The following is a 16,064-nucleotide window of genomic DNA, read 5'->3' as shown; positions in this document are numbered from 1 at the left end:
ATGGGTAATCGACTGTCAAAGATTGCGACCCGCACGGGTGACGAAGGCCGGACTGGCCTGGGGGATGGCTCGCGGGTGGATAAGGACAGCCACCGCGTCGAGGCGTTTGGTGACGTGGACGAGCTGAACAGTGTCGTGGGCCGGGTCCTGGTCCACGATCTCCCGGAAGAGGTTCGGCGCGTGCTGGCCCTGGTTCAGCACGAGCTGTTCGACCTGGGGGCGGAGCTGGCGGTGCCGGGGCATCAGGCGCTACCGGATGCCTCTGTCGAGCGGCTCGATGTCGAGCTGGAAAGCTTCAACGCCGATCTGCCGCCGCTCGAGGAGTTCATCCTGCCGGGCGGTGGCCCGGCCACGGCCGACTGCCATATCGCCCGTACGGTATGCCGCCGTGCGGAACGTCGTCTGGTGGCGGTGAATCACCATGAGGCGCTGCGGCCGAGTTCACTGGCCTACATCAACCGCCTGTCGGATCTTCTGTTCGTGCTCTGCCGTGTGCTTGCACGTCACGAGAACGGCGCGGAAGTCCTCTGGCAGCCGGCCAACAAACGCGGCTGATTGCATCTGCCGTTGCTGGTTTTCGGGTGCCGTTTCCACGGCACCTTCCTGCGTATAACGGATTGGCGACGCCACCATTGCACCGGTGGCGTCGCCCCATCGAATTTTCTTCGGGGTTTATCGCATGTCCTTCTGGAAACGCAGCCTGGTCCTGCTGATCGTCGGCCTGTGGAGCACGCCCGTATGGGCAGGGCCCCAGATCGTCGGCATCGTCTCCGAGCGCTCGGCCCCCGAGGTGGCCGCCGGTGCGCATCGATTCCTGGAGGCCGTGCCGGATGCCGAGGTGGTGCTGCGCACGCCTGAGCAGCTGGCGGATAAGTCGGACTCGTCAATCCGGGCGTTGTGGCGCGATGCCGACGCGGTGCTCGTGGCAGCGGTGTTCGGGGACCAGGCCGGTCGTCTCGAACGTCTGCTGCGCGAAGAGGCACCGGCCGAGTCAGCGCCGATCCTTGCAATCAACAGCGAACGGCGCCTGACCGCGCTGTCCCGCATCGACGGCCAGGCGGTGCTGGAGGAGCTGGACGAGGAGGCCCGGACCGAACTGACCGAGAACCCTGAAGCGGGCGAGGATCCGCGCGAGCACCTGGCCCGGCAGCAGGAGCGCTTCTCAAACCAGGCCGACTGGCTAACCGGACGTGCGTTCTATCAGGGCCGCACACCGGAGAACATGGAGGGTCTGATGCGCTGGCTGGCCGCTCGGGGCGGGCACTCGATTGACGTGCCGGAACCGGATCCGCGCGAGACCATCCGCTATTACCGGGATGGCCAGTCGGTGGCCGACCCGGGGGATCTTGGCCTGGATGCCAGGCCGGCCGTGGCCGTGCTGGACCTGGATACCGGTGACCGTCCCGGTGACCGCGAGCTTCTGGATGCGACCTGCGAGGCGCTGGAGGCCCGGGATACCCAGTGCTTCGCGGTCCTCGCGCGCTGGGGTGGGGCCAGCCGCGAGGCAGTCGAGAACCTCGCCGCATCGGCGGCACCCGCCGAGCTGAGCGGGATCGTCAGCCTGCAGGACTTCGTAGTGGGCGGCGGTGGCAACCGCGAGGCGGTGGCCGAGGCCTTCGCCGAGCTGGATGTCCCTGTGGTCAAGGGGATTCGTCTGGCGGACGTGAGCGAGACCGAGTGGCGGCTCTCGCACGAGGGCATCCCCTGGGACAAGGTCCACTATCACGTGGCCATGCCGGAATTGCAGGGCGCCAGTCAGCCGATGGTGCTGGCGACCGCGGGCGAGCCCACGCAGGACGAACGCACTGGCGTGCGATTGGCGCTGCCCGAACCGGTGGGCGAGCGGGTGGAGGCCCTGGCCGACCGGATGCAGCGCTGGAACCGGCTGCGCCAGCTGGACAACACAGACAAGCGGGTCGCGGTCGTGTACTACAACCATCCGCCCGGTCGCCAGAACATTGGCGCCGACAAGCTGGATGTCCCGGAATCACTGCTGGAGATCCTGCAACGGCTGGAGGCCGCCGGGTATGACCTCGGGGACGAGGTGCCGGAGGATGCCGAGGCCCTGCTGGACATGATCCAGGACCGGGCGGTGAATCTGCCGGAACAGGCGGACGCGCTGGACGCGATCGCCGGCCGGGTCGCCTCGCTGGATCGAGATCAGTACCAGGCGTATTTCGACGGCTTGCCTGCCGCGGTGCAGGCGGAGCTGGTCGACGGACCGATCGGCTACCTGCAGGCGCGTCTGGAGGCGGCCAGGGACGCGGACAAGCACGAACTGGCGGAGGCCGCGCTGGACAGCGGTGTCGGCGATCTACGGCATATGCTCGAGAGCTACCCGCACGACGCCCAGGAACGGGCGCTGGACCTGCTCGCCCAATACGAGGCCGCCTGGGAGGCCACGCTGGCCGGTGAAGACGAACACGAAACCACCGAACAGCTGCGCAAGGCCCTGGTGCGTACAGGCATCCCGGGTCTGACCGGATGGGGCGAGCCGCCGGGCGAGGCCATGACGCGCGACGGCGAGATGCTCTTCCCCGGCATCGAGTTCGGCAACGTGTTCATCGGCCCGCAGCCGCCGCGCGGGTGGGAGGTCAGCGAGCGCTTGCTGCATGCGAACACGACCTTCCCGCCGACTCACCAGTACGCCGGTTTCTATCACTGGATTCGCGAGCATTTCGAGGCGGATGCGCTGGTCTACGTCGGGCGTCATTCCACTCGCGAGTTCCTCCCGCGCCGCCGCGCGGGTCTCGCCCCGGACGACTACCCCGAGATCCTCGGCGGTGACCTGCCGATCATCTATCCCTACATCGTCGATGGTGTCGGCGAGGGCATCCAGGCCAAGCGGCGGGCGATGGGCGTGATGATCAGCCACCTGACGCCGCCGCTGGCGGCCACCGAGCTCTACGACAGCCTGCTGGAACTGCGCCAGCTGGTGGAGACCTACGAGGCCGCGGCCCAGCCCGATGCGGCCACCCGCTCGCGCGCCGCCCAGACGCTGCGCGAGCGTATCGACGAGCTGGGCCTGACCGAGACCATCGAACGCGAACTGGCGCGCGGCCATCACCATCACGGCCACGACGACGGAGATGGGCACCACGATGACCACTCCGACGGGCATGAGCAGGACGGTGGCCATGGACATGACGACCATGGCAGGGACGATGATCATGGGGATGACCACGGGCACGACCACGGGCACGGTGACACTCCGCTCGCGGAGATGGATGAAGAGCTGCTGGTGCACGAGATCGGCCACTACCTGACCGACATGCAGGAGGACCAGATGCCGCTGGGTCTGCATGTGTTCGGTCGCGACTGGTCGGACGAAGCCGTGGACACGATGCTCGAGTCGATGGCCGGGGGTGGTGAGGCCGGTGACGACTGGGACGACAGGCTGCGGGGTTCGCCCGCCAGTGAACGCGCCCATCTGCTGGCCGCCCTGGAGGGTCGGTTCGTGCCACCGGGTCAGGGCAACGATCCGATCCGCACGCCGGATGTACTGCCCACCGGGACAAACTTCCATGCCCTGTCGGCGGACCTGGTGCCAACACGAATCGCCTGGGGCATCGGTCAGGAACTCGCCGCGGATGCCCGCGAGCACGGTGATCCGGAAGCGGATGGCAGCGAGGCCATCATCCTCTGGGCCTCCGACACCGTACGTGACGAGGGGGTGATGATCGCCTTCGGCATGGACATGCTTGGAATCCGGCCCGCCTGGAACAGTCGCGGGATCGTCGAGGGCCTGGAGCGCATGGATCTCGACGAGGCCGGGCGCGACCGTCGCCGGGATGCCCTGTTCACCACCTCCGGGCTGTTCCGCGATCTCTACGAGGACCAGCTCGTGTGGCTGGACCGGGCCGCACGGCTGGCGCTGGATGGCGCCTCGGAGACCATCCTCGAGGAGCACCCGGAACTGGAAGAGGCACTGGAAGCAGCCCTGGCTCCGCTGGCGGAGGATCTGCGCGATCCCGGCGGCGAGTCGTTGGCGCGTAATGATGTCGCCGCGCAGTGGGTGGAGGACACCGAGGCCTTGCGCGCGGCCGGACTGGACGGTGCCGCCGCCGGGGAGCAGGCCGCGTTGCGCGTGTTCGGCACCGCACCGGGGGCGTACGGCGCCGGGGTCAACCGCCTGGCGGACCGTTCCGGCGCCTGGGAGGATCGCGCCGAACTGGGCGCGGCCTACCTGCGCCGCATGGGGCATGCCTACGGCACAACGGCATCCGGCGATGCGGCACACGAGGCGTTCGAGTCGCGCGTGGCCGGGGTCGGGCGCACCTATCTGGGCCGTGCCTCGCACCTGTACGGGCTGCTGGACAACGACGACGGCTTCGATTTCCAGGGTGGGCTGTCCACTGCCGTGGAAAGCCTGCGCGGCGAGGTGCCGGACAACCGCGTGCTGCAGCATGCCGACCCGGACAACCCGCAGGTGGAGACGCTGGGGCGCGCGCTGATGCGCGAGCTGCAGGGGCAGAACCTGAACCCGCAGTGGATCGAGCCGCTGATGGATCACGGTTATGCCGGGGCCCGCACCATGGCCCGCGACTTCGTCGACAACCTTTGGGGCTGGCAGGCCACCAACCCCGAGATCGTGCGCTCCTGGGTCTGGGACGAGGTGCACGACATCTACCTGCAGGACCGGCACGGACTGGGCGTGGACGAATTTCTCGCCGACGGCCACAACGTGCATGTGAAGACCCACCTGCAGGCCGTGCATCTGGTGGCTGCCAGTCGCGGGTTCTGGGAGGCCGAGCCGGAGGTACTGGACGCCCTGTCCGAACGCTTCGCCGAATTGGTTGCGGAACACGGCCTGCCGGGCAGCGGGCACACGCGCCCCGACCACCCGATGCTGGACGAGGTGGCCGAGCGCCTGGAGGACCCCGAACTGCGCGAGGCCTTCGAGGCCGTGCGCGCGTCCGCGCAGATCGATCGTGCACAGGCGGAGGCCGACCCCAGTCGTGTCACCGAGATCCAGCCGCTGGAGGACCCGGACGCCCGGGAGATGCAGGAGATGCCGGAAGCGGCCGAGGCCGAGAGTGGCCAGGAGACCGGCGACGAGGCAGCCGGCATGCCCTGGCTTCCCTGGCTAGTCGCCGCCGCGCTGTTCCTGCTGCTGATCGGCGGTATCGCCGCAGGCCGCCGCCGATAACCGCCGCTTGGGCATCTCCTGTAGGAGGCCAGCCCCCTGGCCGATGGGCCGCCGGATATACCCCATCGGCCAGAGGGCTGGCCTCCTACACAGGAAGGTGAGAAGCGCTGAACAAAGGTTAGTGAGGTAAACGCGAATGCCGTTCTCGATCACGATGGAACTGATGGACACCGTAGTGCGCTGGCTGCTGGAGCCGGTGATTGTCGGCCTGCTGGTGCTGGTGGCGGTGGCCGTCTGGGAGCTTGGGCTCGCACTGGGCGAACGCTCCGGCGGGGTGCGCCGGCTGGAGGCCACCGGCGATGCCGAGCGCCTGGCCTACCGCGCACGGCGCCGCATTGACCGCGCGGATCTGCTGGCACGCATCGGCCCGATGCTCGGGCTGATGGGGACGCTGATCCCGCTGGGTCCAGGGCTGGCCGCGATGGGCCGGGGCGAACTGGAAATCCTCGCTCAGGCCGTTACGGTGGCGTTCAACACCACGGTGCTGGGGCTGCTGGTTGGCATCCTCGGTTTCCTGCTCGGACGCCTCCGGCGGCGCTGGTATGACGCCGCGATGGAGCGCCTGGAGGCGGCGGCATGAGGGTCCCGCACTACCGCGCCAGCCGCTTCGATGCCCCTGACGAGGAACCAATGGGGCCATTGGCCAACCTGGCCGACATCATGCTGGTGTTCGCCGTCGGCCTGATGGTGGTGATGGCCGCCTCGGGGAGCGGCCTTGAACCGGCCAGTGGCGGCGCCGAGATCGAACCAGGGCGCGAGATCCCGGACCCGCCCGAGGGTGCCGGCGAGGCCGGCTCCGGCTTCGAGTCGATGGGCCAGGTCTACCGTGACCCGGAGACCGGACGAATGATCCTGATCGGCGAGTAGGCCCGCCCCCTGCGCACCCCGAACAAGCAATGAACTCAAGGAGTACATCAACATGACCGACGACACCGAAGCGGCACGGGCCGAACGCCACGCCCAGCGCATGGCCCGCAAGAAGGAGATTGTGGATCGCAAGATTGCCGAGGCCCAGGAAGAAAAGGGCGTGTTCCTGATCCTGACCGGAAACGGCAAGGGCAAGAGCTCCTCCGGCTTCGGCATGGTCGCGCGCGCCCTGGGGCACGGCATGCAGGTCGGCATCGTGCAGTTCATCAAGGGTCAGTTCGCCACCGGCGAGGAAGCCTTTTTCCGGGGGCAGGACAACGTGCAGTACCACGTGATGGGCGAGGGCTACACCTGGGAGACCCAGGACCGCGAGAAGGACGTGGCGGCGGCCCGCGAGGCCTGGGCGCATGCCCGCGACATGCTGCGCGACCCGAACGTCGACCTGGTGCTGCTCGACGAGTTGCACATCGCGCTGAAATATCAGTACCTGGATGTGGACGAGGTGCTGGAAGATCTCGCCAATCGCCCGCCGATGCAGCACGTGATCACCACCGGTCGCGCCGCGCCCAAGGGCTTGATCGAGGCGGCCGACACCGTGAGCGAGATCGGTGTGGTCAAGCACGCCTTCCAGGCCGGCATCAAGGCGCAGAAGGGGATCGAGCTGTGAGTGTGAGCTGCCCCGCCGCGTTCGTGGCGGCCCCGGCCTCGGGCCAGGGCAAGACCACGATCACCGCCGCCATCGCCCGCTACCACCGCAACCAGGGACGCCGGGTACGAGTGTTCAAGACCGGTCCGGATTTCCTCGACCCGATGATCCTGGAACAGGCCTCCGGCCATCCGGTCGACGCCCTGCATCTGTGGATGGTCGGGGAAGAAGCCTGTCGAGCGATGCTGTACGAGGCGGCCCAGGGATCCGACCTGATCCTGGTGGAAGGCTCGATGGGGCTGTTTGACGGGGATCCGTCCGGTGCGGATCTGGCCCAGGCCTTCGGCTTGCCGATCCTGGCCATGGTGGATGCCAGTGGCATGGGCCAGACCTTCGGGGCGCTGGTGCATGGCTTGTCGACCTACCGTCCGGGCCTGTCGTTTGCCGGCGTGATTGCCAACCGGGTGGGCAGTCCCGGCCATGCGCGGATGCTGGAGGATTGCACCCCGGAGGCGATCCGCTTCTTTGGTGCTGTGCAGCGTAACGAGACGCTGAGTGTCCCGGATCGTCACCTGGGTCTGGTGCAGGCAGGCGAGATCGCCGATCTGGATGCGCGGCTGGAGGCGGCAGCGGCCGCGATTGAAGAGGCTGGGGTGACCGGACTCCCGGAGCCGGTGACCTTTCATCCAGAAACAATTGCGCCGACCGAGGCGGCGCTGTCCGGCGTGCGCATTGCGATCGCGCGGGATGCGGCTTTTGCTTTCATGTATCCGGCCAACCTGCGCCTGCTGGAGAAGATGGGCGCCGAACTGCGGTTCTTTTCCCCGCTTGCGGGGGACGGGTTGCCAGAGGCCGATGCCGTCTGGCTGCCGGGTGGCTACCCCGAGTTGTATCTGGATCAGCTGTCCGCCAATGCTGCCCTGAAGTCGGACTTGGAGGCCCATCATGCGGCGGGCCGCCCCATCCTGGCGGAGTGCGGGGGCTTTCTCTACCTGCTGGACGAACTGGCCGACCGCGAGGGCCATGCCGCGGCTATGGCTGGGCTGGTGCCGGGCAAGGCCCAACTGGCGGACCGCCTGCAGGGTCTGGGTCTTCAGGCGGCCCCGCTGCCGGAGGGCGAGCTGCGCGGGCACACCTTCCATCACACCCACTCCGAGGTCGGGCTCGAGCCCTATGGCCATTGCTGGCGCGCGCGCGGGACGGGGTCGCAGGGCGAGGCGATCTATCGCGACGGCCGCCTGACCGCGACCTATCTGCATGCCTGGTTCCCCTCCAACCCGGAGGCCACGGCCCAGCTGTTTCGAGCATGAGTGATCGACCGCGGGACAATGTGACGCGGATCGAGCCCGGGGCGCGCGCCGGGGCCCGCCTCCCGTTGTGCGGCGAGCGAAAGCCCGGTTGCGTGGATCTGGTCGGGGCAGGGCCGGGCGATCCGGGCTTGCTGACACTGGACGCCGCCGCAGCGATGCAGCACGCCGATGTCCTGCTGCACGACCGCCTGATCCCGGAGGCGATCCTCGATCTGGCCAACCCGGAGGCGCAACGCCTGTATGTGGGCAAGGCCCGCTCACGGCACAGCTGCGATCAGGGGGATCTGAACGATCGCATGGTTGCACTGGCCCGGGAGGGGCACTACGTGGTGCGCCTGAAGGGCGGCGACCCGTTTGTCTACGGGCGGGGTGGCGAGGAGGCTGCCGCGATTGCCGCTGCCGGGGTGCCCGTGCGCATCGTGCCGGGGATTACCGCGGCGGGTGGTTGTGCGGCCTATGCAGGAATCCCGCTGACCCATCGCGATCATGCCTATCGCTGCCAGTTTGTGACCGCCCACCGGCGTGCCGGCGAGACCGATCTGGACTGGGCCTCGCTAGTGCATCCGCAGCAGACCCTGGTTGTCTACATGGGGCTGCATACCCTGGCCGAGGTGTGCGGCGAGATGATGGCGGCGGGTGCGGATGGCGCGATGCCGGCCGCGCTGGTTGAACAGGGGACGCGACCGGGCCAGCGTGTCATCGAAGGCGTTCTGGCCGATCTCCCCGCGCGGGTCGCGGATCTGGATATCCAGTCGCCGGCGCTGCTGATCGTGGGCGAGGTCGTGCGTCTGCGCGAGACGATCGCCATGCAGGGTGCCGAGTCCGTCCCGGGAGCGCATGGAACCGGCTGAGCAGAACAGCTCGGCGGGCGCCATGCGCTCGGAGACGCCCGAGACCAGCGGGCGTCTGCGCACGGGGCTGACCACCGGTGTGTGTGCGACCGCCGCCGCCGTTGCCGGCGCACGGTGGCTGCTGGAGGGGTGGCGGCTCGAGACGGTGGAGGTCGTCCTGCCGAAGGGGCAGGTGGTGAGCCTGGCACTGAACGACCTCGAACCCACTCCGGGTGGCGCGGTTGCCGGGGTCATCAAGGATGCCGGCGACGACCCGGATGCCACCCACGGGGCCCGAGTTTGGGTGGAGATAAACCTGTGCGGTGCGCCCGGTGTCGAGTTCGTGGCGGGTGCCGGGGTCGGGACGGTTACACGCCCGGGCCTGGTGCTGGAGCCGGGCGAGGCCGCCATTAATCCGGTCCCACGACGCATGATCCAGGGGCATCTGGAGACATTCGCTGCAGCCGCCGGGTACAGCGGGGGCTTCAGGGTTACGGTTGGCGTGGACGGTGGCGAGCGCATTGCCGGGCGGACCATGAACGCTCGCCTGGGGATCCTCGGGGGGCTCTCGATCCTGGGCACGACCGGCATCGTCCGGCCATTCTCCTGCGCCGCCTATATCGCATCCATCCATCAGGCCATAGACGTGGCCCGCGCCAACGGTTGTCCGCGCGTGGCCTGCTGCACCGGGGGTACCAGCGAGGCCGCGATGCGTGAACAGTACGGTCTGGACGACATGGCGCTGATCGAGATGGGGGATCTGTTCGGGGCGGCACTGAAGTATCTGAGGCGTCACCCCTTGCCCGCGGTGGTGCTGGCCGCGGGGTTCGGCAAGCTCAGCAAATTCGCGGCCGGGCACCTGGATGCCCACAGCCGCAAGTCACGCATCGATCTCGACGCGCTGGCGGAGGAGGCGGCGGATCTGGGAGGCAGCCAGGCACTGGTCGCGCGCATCCGCGCGGCTAATACCAGCGCCCAGGCGCTTGCGGATTGCCTGGAGCAGGGTGTGGCGCTGGCCGACCGTATCAGTGCGCGCGCCTGGCAGCGGGCGCGCGGGATGCTGCCGGAGACCACGGCGCTGGAGGTCTGCGCGGTGGATCGGGCCGGACGCATCGTCGGGTTTGCCGATGGTGCCGGGGGGCTCGCGCCATGACGGCCGCCGCGATTGCCCTGCAGTCGGTGGCCAAGCGCTACGCCGGTGGCCGGGTTGGGCTGGCGAACGTGGATCTGGAGGTGCCGGCGGGCAGCTTTTTCGGCCTGCTGGGGCCGAACGGGGCTGGCAAGACCACGCTGGTGGGGTTGTTGACCACGCTGGTGCGGGCGGATCGGGGCTCGATCCGCGTCTGCGGGTACGACGTGGCCACGCAGGCGGTTGCGGCGAAGGCGTGCATGGGCGTGGTACCGCAGGAGGTCAACTTCAACAGCTTCGAACCGGTGGGCGAGATCGTCGAGGCCCAGGCGGCTTACTACGGGCTGTCCCCAAGGCGGGCGCGCGAGCGAACCGGCGAGGTGCTGGAACAGGCGGGGCTGCTGGACCGGCGCGAACAGTCGGCCTGGGGCCTGTCGGGTGGCATGAAGCGGCGACTGATGATTGCCCGGGCCCTGGTGCACCGCCCCCGCGTCCTGCTCCTGGACGAGCCGACGGCGGGGGTGGACCTGGAGGGGCGCCATGCCACCTGGGAGCTGTTGCGTGGCTTGAACGCGGACGGCGTGACGATCCTGCTGACCACCCATTACCTGGAGGAGGCAGAGACCCTGTGCGACACCCTGGCGATCCTCGATCAAGGCGAGATCGTCGCGCGCGGTGATACGGGCGAACTGCTGCACGGGCTGAACGTGCAGACCCTGGTGCTGGAACTGAGCATGCCGCTGGACGCGGCCCCGGCGCTGGACGGGTTGGCGATTCGTTTGAGTGATCGCTGGACCCTGGAGGTCGACCTGCCGCAGGGCATGGAGGTGAATGACCTGTTCGACCGCCTGGGCGCAAGCGGGGTGCGTGTCGCGGGAGTCCGCAACAAGCGCAACCGGCTCGAGTCGCTGTTCCTGCAGCGCATCGCGGAACGCGCTGCCGCCCCGCCGGGGAGGGAGACATGAGGCTCGCGGCGTACGGATTTGCCTATCGCGGGATGGTGGTCAAACAGGTGCGGCGTTTCCTGCGCGCCTGGGTGCAGAACCTCCTGCCATCGGTGGTGACGACGGTCCTGTTCCTGGTGATCTTCGGTCACCTGATCGGGCGCGAGCTCGGCACCATGCGAGGGGTCGATTACGCTGATTTTATCCTGCCCGGCCTGATCATCCTGGCGGTGGCCACCAATGCCTACAGCAATGTGACACTGGCGTTCTACGGGGCGCGGCTGCAGCGACATATCGAGGAGCTGCTGGTCGCGCCGCTGCCCGCCTGGCTGATTGTGGCCGGCTTCGCCACCGGTGGTGTCATCCGAGGCCTGCTGGCCGGGGCGCTGGTCGCGCTGGTCGCGATTCCGTTTGCCAATCTCCAGTTGCACCACCTGGCGGCCACGCTGGGGATCGCGCTGATCAGCGCCTTGCTGTTCGCCCTGGCCGGGCTCCTGAACGGCCTGTATGCGCGCAGCTTCGACCATACCTCCGTGGTGGCCACGTTCGTGCTGACCCCGCTGATCTACCTGGGCGGCCTGTTCTACCCGGTAGAACGGATGCCCGAGCCCTGGCAGTCCCTGGCCGTACTCAACCCGCTTTATTACATGATCGAGGGCTTTCGCTACGGCCTGCTGGGGACCGGCTCCTTTGCCTGGGCCGCGACCTTCTGGGTCCTCGCAGGGGCAACCCTCGTCGTTGGCGTGCTGGCCTGGGCCCTGGTCGCCCGCGGCGTGCGGATCCGGACATGAGTGGGGGCGGGGTGCAGCGATGAGTGCCGATCATTCGCGGGTGCGCCGGGCCTGTCCGGGGGTGGCCGCGCCGATGGCCACCGGGGACGGTCTGTTGATGCGGGTGCGTCACCCGATCGGGGGGCTGGATGCGGGGCAGGCGGAGACCATTGCGGAGGTGGCGCGGCGTTTTGGGTCCGGTGTCCTCGAGCTGACCAGCCGCGGCAATCTGCAGCTGCGTGGTTTGGACGCGGCGGGGCTGGAGCCGGCTCGCGCCGAGCTGGAGGGGGCGGGGTTGGCAGATCGCGACCCTGCGGCGGAAGCGGTGCGCAATGTCCTGGCGGCCCCGGTGACGGATATCGACCCGGAGGCGGCCATGGATGTGCAGCCGGTCGCGCGGGATCTCGTGCGAGCACTGGGGGAGCACCCGCGCCTGAGGGCATTGCCCCCGAAGGTGGGGGTGGTGGTGGAGGCGGGTGGCGGTTTGCCGCTGGATGGGGTGCCGGCGGATTTGCGACTGGAGGCCTGTACGGCGCTGGGAGGGGTGTGGTTCCGAGTGGCCTTGGGGGCGTCCAGTCGCACGGCCACGGTGCTGGGCTGGACACGCGCGGAGAATGTGGTGGACGTCGCCCTCGCGGTGTTCGAACGCTTCGTTGCGTTGCGCGAGGGCGATGTGGATCCGCCGGGACGGCTCGCGGGTGCCGTAGCCCGATGGGGCCCGGAGGCGTTGACGCCGCCCGGGCTGGAGCGGGTGCTCCCGGGCGGGGACTGGGTCGCGGCGCGGATCCCCGAATACGCGGATGCCGGGATGGGGACGTGCCTGAACGGGCGCGCCTTCGGGATCGCGTTTCCGTTCGGTGCCCTGCGCGCCGAGGCGCTGCAGGGGCTGGCCGAGCACATTCGGGCGCACGACGGACGCCTGCGCCTGACACCGTGGCGCAGCCTGCTTCTGACCGGGGTACCTCCTGTGGAGCCGGACCGTGTCGCCGAGTGGGGTGGCGTGACCGATCCGGACGACCCGCGCCTGGCGATGAGTGCCTGTATCGGGCAGACGGGTTGCTCCGCGGGCAGTACCGCCACGCGGGCGGATGCCGAGAGGGCCGGGGTCGCTGCCTGCGGGTTGCTTGCGGGGGGCGGGCAAGTACATGTGAGTGGCTGCGACAAGCACTGTGGGCGTCCCGCGAATGCGCAGGTCCTGCTCACGGCGTGGGAAGGCCGCTATGAGCTCTCGCTGCAACGCGCCCCCGCGCGATGGGAGACCGTACTGACGAGGCTGGAGCCGGGGCAGGTCGAACCGGCCCTGACGGCCCTCGATGCCATCGCCCGCGAAGAGGGTGGCGGGCATGAGTCGGGGCTCGAGGCCCTGCAACGGTTGGAGGGAACAGCGCTGACGAGACGTATGAACGCGATGATGAACAACGGAGATCCAGCATGACGCAGAGCGATACGGCCGGGGCCATACCCGACTATATCCGCGACGGGGCGGCCATCTATCGGGAGTCGTTTGCGATTATCCGATCCGAGGCGGAACTGGACCGCTTTCCGCAGGAGCTGGTGCCCGCGGTGGTGCGCATGATCCACGCCTGCGGCATGACCGACCTGCCACGGGACGTCGGGTTTTCGGCCGGCGTGGCCCGGGCGGCCACTGATGCGCTGGCCGCCGGCGCGCCGATCCTGTGCGACAGCAACATGGTGGCCCACGGGATCACTCGGACCCGGCTACCGGCGGACAACCCGGTGATCTGCAGCCTGCGGGAGGAGGGTGTGGCCGCGGCCGCCGAACGCCTGGGTACCACGCGATCGGCGGCCGCCCTGGAATGGTGGCGACCGCATCTGGAGGGTGCGGTCGTGGCGATCGGGAATGCACCCACGGCCCTGTTTCACCTGCTGGAGATGCTGCACCAGGGCGCGCCACGTCCGGCCGCGGTACTCGGTATCCCGGTGGGCTTTGTCGGTGCGGTGGAGAGCAAGGAGGCGCTGGCCGCCAGCCCGCTGGACCTCGAGTACCTGACCATCTTCGGACGCCGCGGTGGCAGCGCCATGGCCGCGGCGGCCATCAATGCCTTTGCGAGTGACCGGATATGACGACTTCTCCCCCTGTGAATGGATCCCCGGAGGCGGGCTGCCTGTATGGAGTCGGCACCGGGCCTGGCGATCCCGAGCTGCTGACGTTGAAGGCCGCGCGTCTGATCGCACAGAGTCCGGTAGTGGCCTACTTCTGCCGCCGTGGCGGGCGCGGTCAGGCGCGTGCGATCGTGGATGCCCACCTGGGTGCCGGCCAGTGCGAGATGCCGCTGGAGTACCCGGTGACCAACGAGATTCCGCACGGCTCCGAGGAATACCGCCGCCGCATCGAACAGTTCTTCGACGCCTGTGCCGAGCAGCTGGCGGCCGAACTGGAAGCCGGGCGCTCGGTGGTGGTGCTGAACGAGGGCGACCCGTTCTTCTACGGATCGTTCATGCACGTCTACCTGCGGCTGAAGGATCGGTTTCCCACCCACGTGGTCCCTGGCGTGACCTCGATGATGGCCTCGGCTGCGCAATTGTCGACGCCGCTGACCATGCGCGATGACCTGCTGACGGTGATCCCCGGCACGATGCCGATCGACGATCTGCGCCAGGCCCTGCAGGGGACCGATGCGGCGGTCATCATGAAGGTCGGAACCCATCGCGATGCGGTGGTGGGTGTCCTTCAGGAGCTGGGGCTGGACGAGCGCGCCTGGTACGTGGAACGCGCCAGCACCGCCGAGGAGCGGGTCCTGCCAGTGTCCGAGATCCCGGAGCGGGTGCCCTATTTCTCGATGATCGTGATTCCCGGGCGCGGGGTTCGGCGATGAGCGGGGATGGTGGTCCGGTGGTCGGTCGGTTGAGTGTGGTCGGGGTGGGTCCGGCGGGGCCGGAATGGATTACGCCGGAGGTCGCTGCCCGTCTCGAAGCGGCCACCGACCTGGTGGGGTACGGGCCGTACCTGGAACGGATTGCGGGCGCCCACCACCGTGTGCACGCCTCGGACAACCGCGAGGAGCTGGCGCGCGCAACCCACGCCCTGGATATGGCCGCCGAGGGGCGGGACGTGGCGGTGGTTTCGGGCGGCGACCCGGGTGTGTTTGCGATGGCGGCAGCGGTCTTCGAGGCCCTGGAAGGGGCGCAGCCCCGGCGCTGGGCGGGCGTCGAGGTGGATGTGGCCCCCGGGGTTTCGGCGATGCAGGCTGCCGCGGCGCGGCTGGGCGCACCGCTGGGGAACGATTTCTGCGTGATCTCGCTGTCGGACAACCTCAAGCCCTGGTCGCTGATCCAGCGTCGGGTACGGCTGGCGGCCGAGGGCGACTTCGCCATGGCCTTCTACAACCCGATCTCGCGCGCACGTCCCTGGCAGCTGGGCGAGGCACTGGGCATCGTGCGCGAGGTGCAGGGGCCGGACACCCTGGTCGTGCTGGCCACCGCGGTGGGCCGCGGCGAACGCGAAGACGTGCAGATCTCCACCCTCGGCGAGGTGGATCCGGCGGCGGCCAACATGAGCACGCTGGTGATCGTGGGCGCCGCCTCCACCCGGGTGCTGGAGCGCCCCTCCGGCCGGCGCCACGTGTACACCCCGCGCTATGTCGAGTCGGCGGAGTCGCGGTGAACGCGCGCGAGGCCTTCCAGCCACTCCAGGGCCGCCTGCGGGGCGTGGAAGCGGGGCACCCCGGGGGCGTCCGGCGGCCGGTCCACCATCACCACCGGGATGCCGCGTTCGCGGGCCGCCTGCAGCTTGGGGGCGGTGGCCTCGCCGCCGCTGTCCTTGGTGACCAGCACGTCGATAGCGTGGGTCTCCAGCAGCCGGTGCTCGTCGGCCAGGCTGAATGGGCCGCGGGCCCGCAGCCAGGTGACCCGGGGCAGCGCCGGCAACGGTTCGGGCGGGTCGATGGTGCGGATGACGTAGTCCAGCTCGGGCGCCGCCTCGAAGGCCTCCAGGTGCTGGCGCCCGGTAGTGATGAGCACGCGCCGGCCGAGGCCGGGGAGCGCGCAGGCGGCGGCCTCCAGGTCGGGCACGCGCAGCCAGTGATCCCCGGGGCCGGCCTGCCACGGCGGCCGGGTCAGCCGGGCCAGGGGTACGCCGGCGTGGCGCGTGGCGGCGACGGCATTGGCCGAGATCTGCCGCGCGAACGGGTGGGTCGCGTCCACCAGGGCGTCGACCGCGTGTTCGTGCAGCCAGGCGGCAAGGCCCTCGGCACCGCCGAACCCGCCCGTGCGCCGCGGCAGTCGCGAGGGTGCGGGCCTGCGCGTGCGTCCGGCCAGCGACACGGTGGCGTACAGCCGAGGGTGCCCGTCCAGCAGCGGCTCCAGCGCCGCGGCCTCGGTGGTGCCGCCCAGCAGCAGGATCCGCCGCGGGCGCGCCGCCCCGGGGCCGGTATCGGTGGATGAACGGGAGCTCATGAG

At 69.3% G+C, this 16,064-nt stretch carries 15 protein-coding genes; 14 read left to right on the top strand and 1 reads right to left on the bottom strand.

What is annotated here, in order from left to right:
• From F791_RS0101615 to cobJ, 14 genes are all read left to right on the top strand, one after another.
• The gene (locus tag F791_RS0101615; protein ID WP_018174773.1) at nt 1-555 is read left to right on the top strand and encodes a cob(I)yrinic acid a,c-diamide adenosyltransferase; all 555 of its coding nucleotides are present in this window, start codon (nt 1-3) and stop codon (nt 553-555) included.
• 124 nt (nt 556-679) lie between these two features.
• A complete protein-coding gene (locus F791_RS0101610) occupies nt 680-5,149 on the top strand; it encodes a cobaltochelatase subunit CobN (RefSeq protein ID WP_019592090.1) in 4,470 nt (1,489 codons plus the stop codon).
• A 136-nt stretch (nt 5,150-5,285) separates the two neighbouring features.
• Complete coding sequence (locus F791_RS0101605; protein ID WP_018174775.1) at nt 5,286-5,729, top strand: MotA/TolQ/ExbB proton channel family protein; 444 nt, start codon at nt 5,286-5,288, stop codon at nt 5,727-5,729.
• The gene (locus tag F791_RS0101600) at nt 5,726-6,016 is read left to right on the top strand and encodes a DUF2149 domain-containing protein (protein ID WP_018138715.1); all 291 of its coding nucleotides are present in this window, start codon (nt 5,726-5,728) and stop codon (nt 6,014-6,016) included. Before F791_RS0101605 ends, F791_RS0101600 begins: the two co-directional genes overlap by 4 nt.
• Before the next feature lie 52 nt (nt 6,017-6,068).
• Nucleotides 6,069-6,683, top strand: a complete 615-nt coding sequence (gene cobO, locus F791_RS0101595) for a cob(I)yrinic acid a,c-diamide adenosyltransferase (protein WP_018648990.1) — start codon at nt 6,069-6,071, stop codon at nt 6,681-6,683.
• The gene (locus F791_RS0101590) at nt 6,680-7,972 is read left to right on the top strand and encodes a cobyrinate a,c-diamide synthase (protein ID WP_019592089.1); all 1,293 of its coding nucleotides are present in this window, start codon (nt 6,680-6,682) and stop codon (nt 7,970-7,972) included. The genes cobO and F791_RS0101590 overlap by 4 nt, the downstream gene beginning before the upstream one ends.
• The gene (gene cobA / locus F791_RS0101585; protein ID WP_019592088.1) at nt 7,969-8,823 is read left to right on the top strand and encodes a uroporphyrinogen-III C-methyltransferase; all 855 of its coding nucleotides are present in this window, start codon (nt 7,969-7,971) and stop codon (nt 8,821-8,823) included. The genes F791_RS0101590 and cobA overlap by 4 nt, the downstream gene beginning before the upstream one ends.
• 22 nt (nt 8,824-8,845) lie before the next feature.
• On the top strand, nt 8,846-9,955 hold the full coding sequence (locus tag F791_RS0101580) for a cobalt-precorrin-5B (C(1))-methyltransferase (RefSeq protein WP_026332993.1): 1,110 nt from the start codon (nt 8,846-8,848) through the stop codon (nt 9,953-9,955).
• The gene (locus F791_RS0101575) at nt 9,952-10,896 is read left to right on the top strand and encodes an ABC transporter ATP-binding protein (RefSeq protein ID WP_018993649.1); all 945 of its coding nucleotides are present in this window, start codon (nt 9,952-9,954) and stop codon (nt 10,894-10,896) included. Before F791_RS0101580 ends, F791_RS0101575 begins: the two co-directional genes overlap by 4 nt.
• Complete coding sequence (locus F791_RS0101570) at nt 10,893-11,666, top strand: ABC transporter permease (protein ID WP_081622247.1); 774 nt, start codon at nt 10,893-10,895, stop codon at nt 11,664-11,666. Before F791_RS0101575 ends, F791_RS0101570 begins: the two co-directional genes overlap by 4 nt.
• A 19-nt stretch (nt 11,667-11,685) precedes the next feature.
• Nucleotides 11,686-13,080: a precorrin-3B synthase gene (cobG, locus tag F791_RS0101565; protein WP_019592085.1), complete on the top strand. Its 1,395-nt coding sequence runs from the start codon at nt 11,686-11,688 to the stop codon at nt 13,078-13,080.
• Complete coding sequence (locus F791_RS0101560) at nt 13,077-13,730, top strand: precorrin-8X methylmutase (protein WP_018648985.1); 654 nt, start codon at nt 13,077-13,079, stop codon at nt 13,728-13,730. Before cobG ends, F791_RS0101560 begins: the two co-directional genes overlap by 4 nt.
• Nucleotides 13,727-14,482 carry a precorrin-2 C(20)-methyltransferase gene (locus tag F791_RS0101555; protein WP_038056873.1) on the top strand — a complete coding sequence of 252 codons (756 nt, stop codon included), beginning with the start codon at nt 13,727-13,729 and terminating at the stop codon, nt 14,480-14,482. The genes F791_RS0101560 and F791_RS0101555 overlap by 4 nt, the downstream gene beginning before the upstream one ends.
• On the top strand, nt 14,479-15,270 hold the full coding sequence (gene cobJ / locus F791_RS0101550; protein ID WP_019592083.1) for a precorrin-3B C(17)-methyltransferase: 792 nt from the start codon (nt 14,479-14,481) through the stop codon (nt 15,268-15,270). The genes F791_RS0101555 and cobJ overlap by 4 nt, the downstream gene beginning before the upstream one ends.
• On the opposite strand, the gene F791_RS0101545 is transcribed toward cobJ, so the two are convergent.
• On the bottom strand, nt 15,243-16,061 hold the full coding sequence (locus F791_RS0101545; protein WP_019592082.1) for a cobalt-precorrin-6A reductase: 819 nt from the start codon (nt 16,059-16,061) through the stop codon (nt 15,243-15,245). The two genes, cobJ and F791_RS0101545, sit on opposite strands and share 28 nt — an antisense overlap.
• Nucleotides 16,062-16,064: the final 3 nt, after the last annotated feature.

This window comes from Thioalkalivibrio sp. ALRh (assembly GCF_000381425.1).
Lineage (GTDB): Bacteria > Pseudomonadota > Gammaproteobacteria > Ectothiorhodospirales > Ectothiorhodospiraceae > Thioalkalivibrio.
The sequence above is the reverse complement of the archived record's forward strand: the minus strand, read 5'-3'. Positions and strand labels throughout refer to the sequence as shown.

Excerpts from the sequence above, each read along its gene's own strand:
- F791_RS0101610 (WP_019592090.1), top strand. The coding sequence starts at position 680 with ATGTCCTTCTGGAAACGCAGCCTGGTCCTGCTGATCGTCGGCCTGTGG.
- cobG (WP_019592085.1), top strand. The coding sequence starts at position 11,686 with ATGAGTGCCGATCATTCGCGGGTGCGCCGGGCCTGTCCGGGGGTGGCC.
- F791_RS0101580 (WP_026332993.1), top strand. The coding sequence starts at position 8,846 with ATGCGCTCGGAGACGCCCGAGACCAGCGGGCGTCTGCGCACGGGGCTG.
- F791_RS0101600 (WP_018138715.1), top strand. The coding sequence starts at position 5,726 with ATGAGGGTCCCGCACTACCGCGCCAGCCGCTTCGATGCCCCTGACGAG.
- cobA (WP_019592088.1), top strand. The coding sequence starts at position 7,969 with ATGAGTGATCGACCGCGGGACAATGTGACGCGGATCGAGCCCGGGGCG.
- F791_RS0101570 (WP_081622247.1), top strand. The coding sequence starts at position 10,893 with ATGAGGCTCGCGGCGTACGGATTTGCCTATCGCGGGATGGTGGTCAAA.
- F791_RS0101605 (WP_018174775.1), top strand. The coding sequence starts at position 5,286 with ATGCCGTTCTCGATCACGATGGAACTGATGGACACCGTAGTGCGCTGG.
- cobJ (WP_019592083.1), top strand. The coding sequence starts at position 14,479 with ATGAGCGGGGATGGTGGTCCGGTGGTCGGTCGGTTGAGTGTGGTCGGG.
- F791_RS0101615 (WP_018174773.1), top strand. The coding sequence starts at position 1 with ATGGGTAATCGACTGTCAAAGATTGCGACCCGCACGGGTGACGAAGGC.
- F791_RS0101575 (WP_018993649.1), top strand. The coding sequence starts at position 9,952 with ATGACGGCCGCCGCGATTGCCCTGCAGTCGGTGGCCAAGCGCTACGCC.
- F791_RS0101555 (WP_038056873.1), top strand. The coding sequence starts at position 13,727 with ATGACGACTTCTCCCCCTGTGAATGGATCCCCGGAGGCGGGCTGCCTG.
- F791_RS0101545 (WP_019592082.1), bottom strand. The coding sequence starts at position 16,061 with ATGAGCTCCCGTTCATCCACCGATACCGGCCCCGGGGCGGCGCGCCCG.
- F791_RS0101560 (WP_018648985.1), top strand. The coding sequence starts at position 13,077 with ATGACGCAGAGCGATACGGCCGGGGCCATACCCGACTATATCCGCGAC.
- cobO (WP_018648990.1), top strand. The coding sequence starts at position 6,069 with ATGACCGACGACACCGAAGCGGCACGGGCCGAACGCCACGCCCAGCGC.